This is a genomic window from uncultured Aquabacterium sp. (genome assembly GCF_947366995.1).
Lineage (GTDB): Bacteria > Pseudomonadota > Gammaproteobacteria > Burkholderiales > Burkholderiaceae_C > Aquabacterium.
On the sequence record NZ_CANBCC010000111.1, the window covers coordinates 1 to 6,372 of the forward strand.

At 69.0% G+C, this 6,372-nt stretch carries 4 protein-coding genes; 3 read left to right on the forward strand and 1 reads right to left on the reverse strand.

The window, feature by feature from the left end; translation table 11 throughout:
* Positions 1-1,791 (forward strand): ATP-dependent DNA helicase (locus Q0Z44_RS17925; protein ID WP_298015315.1); only part of this gene is annotated, 1,791 nt, incomplete at its 5' end.
* 15 nt (positions 1,792-1,806) lie between these two features.
* Here Q0Z44_RS17925 and yiaY read toward each other — a convergent pair.
* Positions 1,807-2,958, reverse strand: coding sequence for an L-threonine dehydrogenase (gene yiaY, locus Q0Z44_RS17930; RefSeq protein ID WP_298015317.1), 1,152 nt, complete (start codon positions 2,956-2,958; stop codon positions 1,807-1,809).
* A gap of 208 nt (positions 2,959-3,166) precedes the next feature.
* On the opposite strand from yiaY, the gene Q0Z44_RS17935 reads away from it, so the two are divergent.
* Both Q0Z44_RS17935 and Q0Z44_RS17940 read left to right on the forward strand, forming a co-directional pair.
* Positions 3,167-4,093: a histone deacetylase family protein gene (locus Q0Z44_RS17935; RefSeq protein WP_298015319.1), complete on the forward strand. Its 927-nt coding sequence runs from the start codon at positions 3,167-3,169 to the stop codon at positions 4,091-4,093.
* Between the two features lie 8 nt (positions 4,094-4,101).
* Positions 4,102-6,372: acetate--CoA ligase family protein (locus Q0Z44_RS17940; protein ID WP_298015322.1), on the forward strand; the 2,271-nt coding region annotated here is incomplete at its 3' end.

Here is a 6,372-nt window from a genome sequence, read left to right on the forward strand (position 1 = left end):
GCCCGCGATGCGGCCCTGCAGGCGCTCGCGTTTCCGCATGCGGGCTTTCGCACCGGGCAGCGCGAACTGGCCGAGGCCGTCTACCGCGCGGCGGTGCGGGGGCGCTGCCTGCTGGCGCAGGCGCCCACCGGCATCGGCAAGACGGTGGGCACCCTGTTCCCGCTGCTCAAGGCCATGCCGGGGCAAGGCCTCGACAAGGTGTTTGCGTTGAGCGCCAAGAGCGCCGGCAAGGGGCTGTTCCTGGAAGCGCTGGCCCAGCTGCAACCCCCGGGGGAGCCGGGCGCGCGCCTGCGCGTGCTGGAGCTGGTTGCGCGCGACAAGGCGTGCGAGCACCCGGACAAGGCCTGCCACGGCGAATCGTGCCCACTGGCCCGGGGCTTTTACGACCGGTTGGCTGCCGCGCGGCAGGCCGCCATGGCGCTGCCGCAGATGGACCGCGACCGTGTGCGCCAGCTGGCCCTGGCGCACGGGCTGTGCCCCTACTACCTGACGCAGGAACTGGCCCGCTGGGCCGACGCGGTCGTGGGCGACTACCACTACTGGTTTGACGTGCACGCGCTGCTGCATGCGCTGACGCAGGCCGAAGGCTGGCGCGTGGGCGTGCTGGCCGACGAGGCCCACAACCTCATTGACCGGGCGCGGGGCATGTACTCGGCCGCGCTGTCGCAATCGGCCTTGCGGGGGCTGCGCACGGTGGCGCCCGCGGCGCTGAAGGGCACGCTGAGCCGGCTGCAGCGGGCCTGGGGCACGCTCAACCAGTCACTCGGCGCCACCGACGACGACCCGGGCGAGTGGCGCGTGCTGCCCGATCTGCCCACCCGCTGGCTGAGCGCGTTGCAGCAGACCGTCGCCGACATCGGCGCCTGGCAGGCCGACCACCCCACCGAGGTCGAGCCGCCGCTGCAGCGCTTCTATCTCGATGCCATCGGCTTCGTGCGCCTGGCAGAGACCCACGGCCCGCATGCCATGGTCGACCTGGGCCTGGAGCCCGGCAGCACCGGCACCCGGCGCAGCACCACCCTGACCTTGCGCAACGTGCTGCCCGCGCCCTACCTGCAGCCCCGCTTTGCGGCAGCCCACACGGTCACACTGTTTTCGGCCACGCTGCAACCCCCGGCACACCACCTGCGCCTGCTGGGCCTGCCGGATGACACGGTGGTGATGGAGGTGCCCACGCCATTTCGCGCCGAGCAATTGCAGGTGCGCGTGGCCGCTGGGCTGAGCACCCGCTGGAAGGACCGGGCCGCCTCGCTGCCCGGCATCGTGGCCCTCATGGCGGACACATGGCACCAGCATCCCGGCAACCACCTCGCCTTCTTCAGCAGCCACGATTACCTGCAGCAGGTGGCCGATGCCTTCGAGCGGGCGCACCCCGACATCCCCGTTTGGCGACAGGCTCGCCGGATGAGCGAGCCTGAACAGGCCGCTTTCCTGCAACGTTTTCAGCCCGAGGGCCGGGGCATCGGTTTTGCGGTGCTGGGCGGTGCGTTTGCCGAAGGCGTCGACCTGCCGGGCCGGCGCCTCATTGGGGCCTTCATTGCCACGCTGGGGCTGGCGCAGGTCAACCCGGTCAACGAGGCACTGCGCGAGCGGCTGGATGCGCTGCTCGGGCCGGGGCAGGGGCACGATGCCGTCTACCTCTACCCGGGCATCCAGAAGGTGGTGCAGGCCGCCGGCCGCGTGATCCGCACGCCGGACGACCAGGGCACCGTGGTGCTGATGGACGACCGCTATGGCCGCCGCGCGGTGCAGCGGCTGTTGCCGTCGTGGTGGCGCATCGAGCGCGCCTGAGTCATCCCCCCGCGCTCAGAGCGCTGCGCGGTAGATCTCGCACACCTCTTCGAACGTGGGCTGCACCGGGTTGGTGACGCCGCATGCGTCCTTCATCGCGTTGCGGGCCAGCGTCGGGATGTCGGCTTCCTTGGCGCCCAGTTCGCCCGTGCCCGAGGGAATGCCCACGTCGCGGGCCAGTTCACGGATCGCCTGCAGCGCGCAATCGGCGCCGGCCTGCGCGTCAAGGCCGCGCACGTCCACGCCCAGCGCCTGGCCCACGTCGGCCAGCCGGCGGCCCGCCACGCGCGCGTTGAAGGCCTGCACATGCGGCAGCAGGATGGCGTTGCACACGCCGTGGGGCAGGTCGTAGAAGCCGCCGAGCTGGTGCGCCATCGCGTGCACATAGCCCAGCGAGGCATTGTTGAACGCCATGCCGGCCAGGAACTGCGCATAAGCCATCTGCTCGCGGGCGATCAGGTCGTCGCCATGCTGCACGGCCTGGCGCAGGTGGCGCCCGACCAGCGTGATGGCCTGCAGCGCGCAGGCGTCGGTGATCGGCGTGGCGGCGGTGGACACATAGGCCTCGATGGCGTGCGTCAGCGCGTCCATGCCGGTGGCGGCCGTGAGTGCCGCGGGCATGCCGGCCATCAGCTCCGGGTCGTTGACCGACAGCACCGGCGTCGTGTGCTTGTCGACAATGGCCATCTTCACGTGGCGGCGGTCGTCGGTGATGATGCAGAAGCGGGTCATCTCGCTGGCCGTGCCGGCCGTGGTGTTGATGGCCACCAGCGGCAGTTGCGGTTTGGCCGACTTGTCCACGCCTTCGTAGTCGGTGATGTGGCCCCCGTTGGCCGCCACCAGAGCAATCGCCTTGGCACAGTCATGCGGCGAGCCGCCGCCCAGCGAGATCACGGCATCGCAGCCACTGCGTTGCAGCAGCGCCAGGCCGTCTTCCACGTTGGCCACGTTCGGGTTGGGCTTGACGTGGTCGAAGACCACCGAGGTGACGCCGTGCTGCCCCAGCAGTTCGGTGACGCGCCCCACCAGCCCCGTGCGCACCAGCGGCGCATCGGTGACAACCAGGGCCTTGCGCCAGCCGCGTTCGGCGATCTGCTTCACGGCGTCGGTCAGGCAACCGCGGCCCATGAGGTTGACGCTGGGGATGAAGAAGGTGGTGGTGCTCATCGTTGGGGCCTCCGGGGTCCGTTTTGTGGGGTGGTGAGTCCGCAGACCTTAGCGGCGGGCGGGACGCAGGGTTTTGACCTGGCGCACACCTTGATGGCGCTTGACGGCATGCCCGCTGCTGTGTCAATTTGAGGCATTGCGTTTCATACCCCCCGTCCTAAACTGGTCTTCACAAGGAGCCGCCCAGACGGCCCGAAGGAGACTTTTCATGCTGGCTGCCTACATCACGCACGCCGACTGCGCCCGCCATGAGATGGGCCCGCAGCATCCGGAGTGTCCCGAGCGCCTCGGCGCCATCAACGACCAGTTGCTGGTCAAGGGCCTGCTCGACTACATGCTGCCGTACGACGCGCCGCTCGCCACCGAAGAGCAGCTGGGCCGCGCGCACTCCAGCCTGTACGTGCAGGAACTGATGGCCATGGCGCCCGCCGAAGGCCATGTGCAGGTCGACCCGGACACCAGCATGAACCCGTACACGCTGAAGGCGGCACTGCGGGCAGCCGGTGCGGCGGTGCAGGCCACCGACCTGGTTCTGGCAGGCGAGGTGCCGGCGGCGTTCTGTGCCGTGCGTCCGCCCGGGCACCATGCCGAGCGTGCCGCCGCCATGGGCTTCTGTTTCTTCAACAACGTGGCGGTGGGCATTCGCCATGCACTGGATGTCCACGGGCTCGAACGGGTGGCCCTGATCGACTTTGACGTGCATCACGGCAACGGCAGCGAAGACATCTTCCAGGGCGACAGCCGGGTGCTGATGTGCTCCATCTATGAAAAAGGGCTCTATCCTTTCAATGGCGAGAACGCGGTCGGCCCGAACATGGTCAACGTGGGCTTGCCGACGCGGTCGGGCAGCGATGCCTTCCGCGATGCCGTACTGACCCACTGGATTCCGGCCCTCGATGCTTTCCGCCCGCAACTCATCTACATCTCCGCCGGCTTTGATGCCCATCGCGAAGACGACATGGGCAACCTCGGTCTGGTCGAAGCCGATTACGAATGGGTCACGCAGCGGCTCTTGGCCGTGGCCAAACGCCATGGTCAAGGGCGTGTCATCTCTTGCCTGGAGGGCGGCTATGTGCTTAGCCCCCTGGGCCGTTCGGCAGCCGCACACGTCAAGGCCTTGATCGGTGCGGACTGACTCTGCACATGGACCAGCACTATCTCACCCCGCTTTTCTCTCCCCGCTCCATCGTTGTCTTCGCCGGCCAGGCCGGTGAGTCCGAGGCGCTGTCGGCCCACGCCCGGGCGCTGCTCAAGGCCCTGAAAGCCCAGCGCTACCAGGGCAGCCTGCAGTTCGTCGACACGCAGACCAGCGGCACGCTGGCCGATCTGGCGCAGGTCAAGGCCGATCTGGCGCTGATTGCGCTGCCGCCGGCCGAGATTGCGGCGGCGATGGAGCTGGCGGCGCGCATGGCGTGCCGCACGGTGATGGTGCTGTCCAGCGGAATCGGAGCCGAGCTGGCCGGTGAACTGCACCGCCTGGCGCGGCGCGAGGGGCTGTACCTGCTCGGCCCGAATTGCCTGGGTTTCCAGCGCCCGGTGCTGGGCCTGAACGCCGGGGCCCTCGGCAACCTGGCCGAAGCCGGCCCGCTGGCGCTGGTGTCGCAGTCAGGCTCGCTGACGGCGGCCATGCTGGACTGGGCCGAGAAGAACGCCGTGGGCTTCTCGTCGGTCGTGTCCCTGGGCCCGCACACCAGCGTCGGCCTGGCCGAAACGCTCGATTTCCTGGCCAGCGACCCGCACACCAAGAGCATCCTGGTCTACATGGAAGGCATCTCGGACGCGCGCCGCTTCATGAGTGCGCTGCGCTCGGCTGCCAACGCCAAGCCGGTGCTGGTGCTGAAGTCCGGCCGCCGCCCTGAAGGCAACGAGGCTGCGCAGACCCACAGCAGCGCCATCGTGGGCAGCGACGACGTGTTCGATGCAGCCCTGCGCCGCGCGGGCGCCGTGCGCGTGAAGTCTTTCGTCGAGCTGTTCTCGGCGGCCAAGTGCCTGGCCTCGCGCTACCGGCCGGTGGGCAAGCGCCTGGCCATCGTCACCAACGGCGGCGGGCCGGGCGTGCTGGCCGCCGACTGGGTCAACGAGATCGACCTGCAGCTCGGTCGCCTGTCGCCCGAGGCCGCAGAAGCCCTGCGCCCGCAGTTGCCCGAGCTCGCGTCGCTGGCCGACCTGATCGACCTGTCGGAAGATGCCGGCCCCGACCACTACGAGGCGGCCATCCAGGCGGCCAACCACGATCGCACCATCGACGGCCTGCTGGTGATCTATTCGCCCAAGGTGGGGGGCGACGCGCTCTCCGTGGCCCAGGCCGTGGCCCGGTGCAAGGCCTCGATCGCCAAGCCGCTGCTGTCGTGCTGGATGGGCGATGCCTCGGTGGGTGAGGCCCGCGTGGCGCTGAACGATGCCAGCATCCCGAGCTTCCGCACGCCCGAGGCGGCGGTGGGGGCCTTCGGCAACCTCTCGCAGTTCTATCAGAACCAGCTGCTGCTTCAACAGACTCCGCCGCCGTTGACCACGCTGGCCAAGCCCGACATCGAGGGCGCACGCCTGGTGATCGAAAGCGTGCTGGCCGAGCGCCGCAAGGTGCTGACCGAGATGGAGTCGAAGACGCTGCTGTCGGCCTTCCACATTCCGGTGACGGAAACCATTCTGGCGCGCAGCGCGCACGAGGCGATGATGATCGCCACGCAGATGGGCTTTCCGGTGGCGCTCAAGATTGACTCGCCCGACATCAGCCACAAATCTGACGTGCAGGGCGTGGTGCTCAACATCATGAACGGCACCGCGGTGCGCGACGCCTACAACGACATGATGGAGCGCGTGAGCCACCTGCAACCCAAGGCGCGCATCAATGGCGTCACGGTGCAGCAGATGGCCCGTGCGCGGCGCGGTCGTGAAATCTACATCGGCGTGGTCACCGACGACCCGTTCGGCCCGGTGATCGCCTTCGGTGCGGGCGGCACGATGATCGAGCTGATCAACGACCGCGCGATGGAACTGCCGCCGCTGAACCAGTATCTGGCGCGGCGGCTCATCGAGCGTTCGCGCGTGGCCGAGACGCTGGGTGACTGGCGTGGCGCCAGCGCGGTCGACCTGGAGGTGCTCGAGCAGGTGCTGCTGCGCGTGTCGGAGATGGTGTGCGAGCTGCCGCAGCTGCGCGAGATGGACATCAACCCCATCATCATCGACGAGCACGGCGCCGTGGCGGTTGACGCGCGCATCGTGATCGACAGTGCGCCGCAGGCCATTGGTGGCCGGTCCAGCGCCTACGGCCACCTGCCCATCCTGCCGTACCCGGCGCGCTTCGAGCAGGTCTGGCCGATGCGCGGCGGTGGCGAGTACACCGTGCGCCCCATCCACACCGCCGATGCGCAGATGCTGCAGGAGCTGGTGCACAACCTGTCGCCCGAGAGCCGC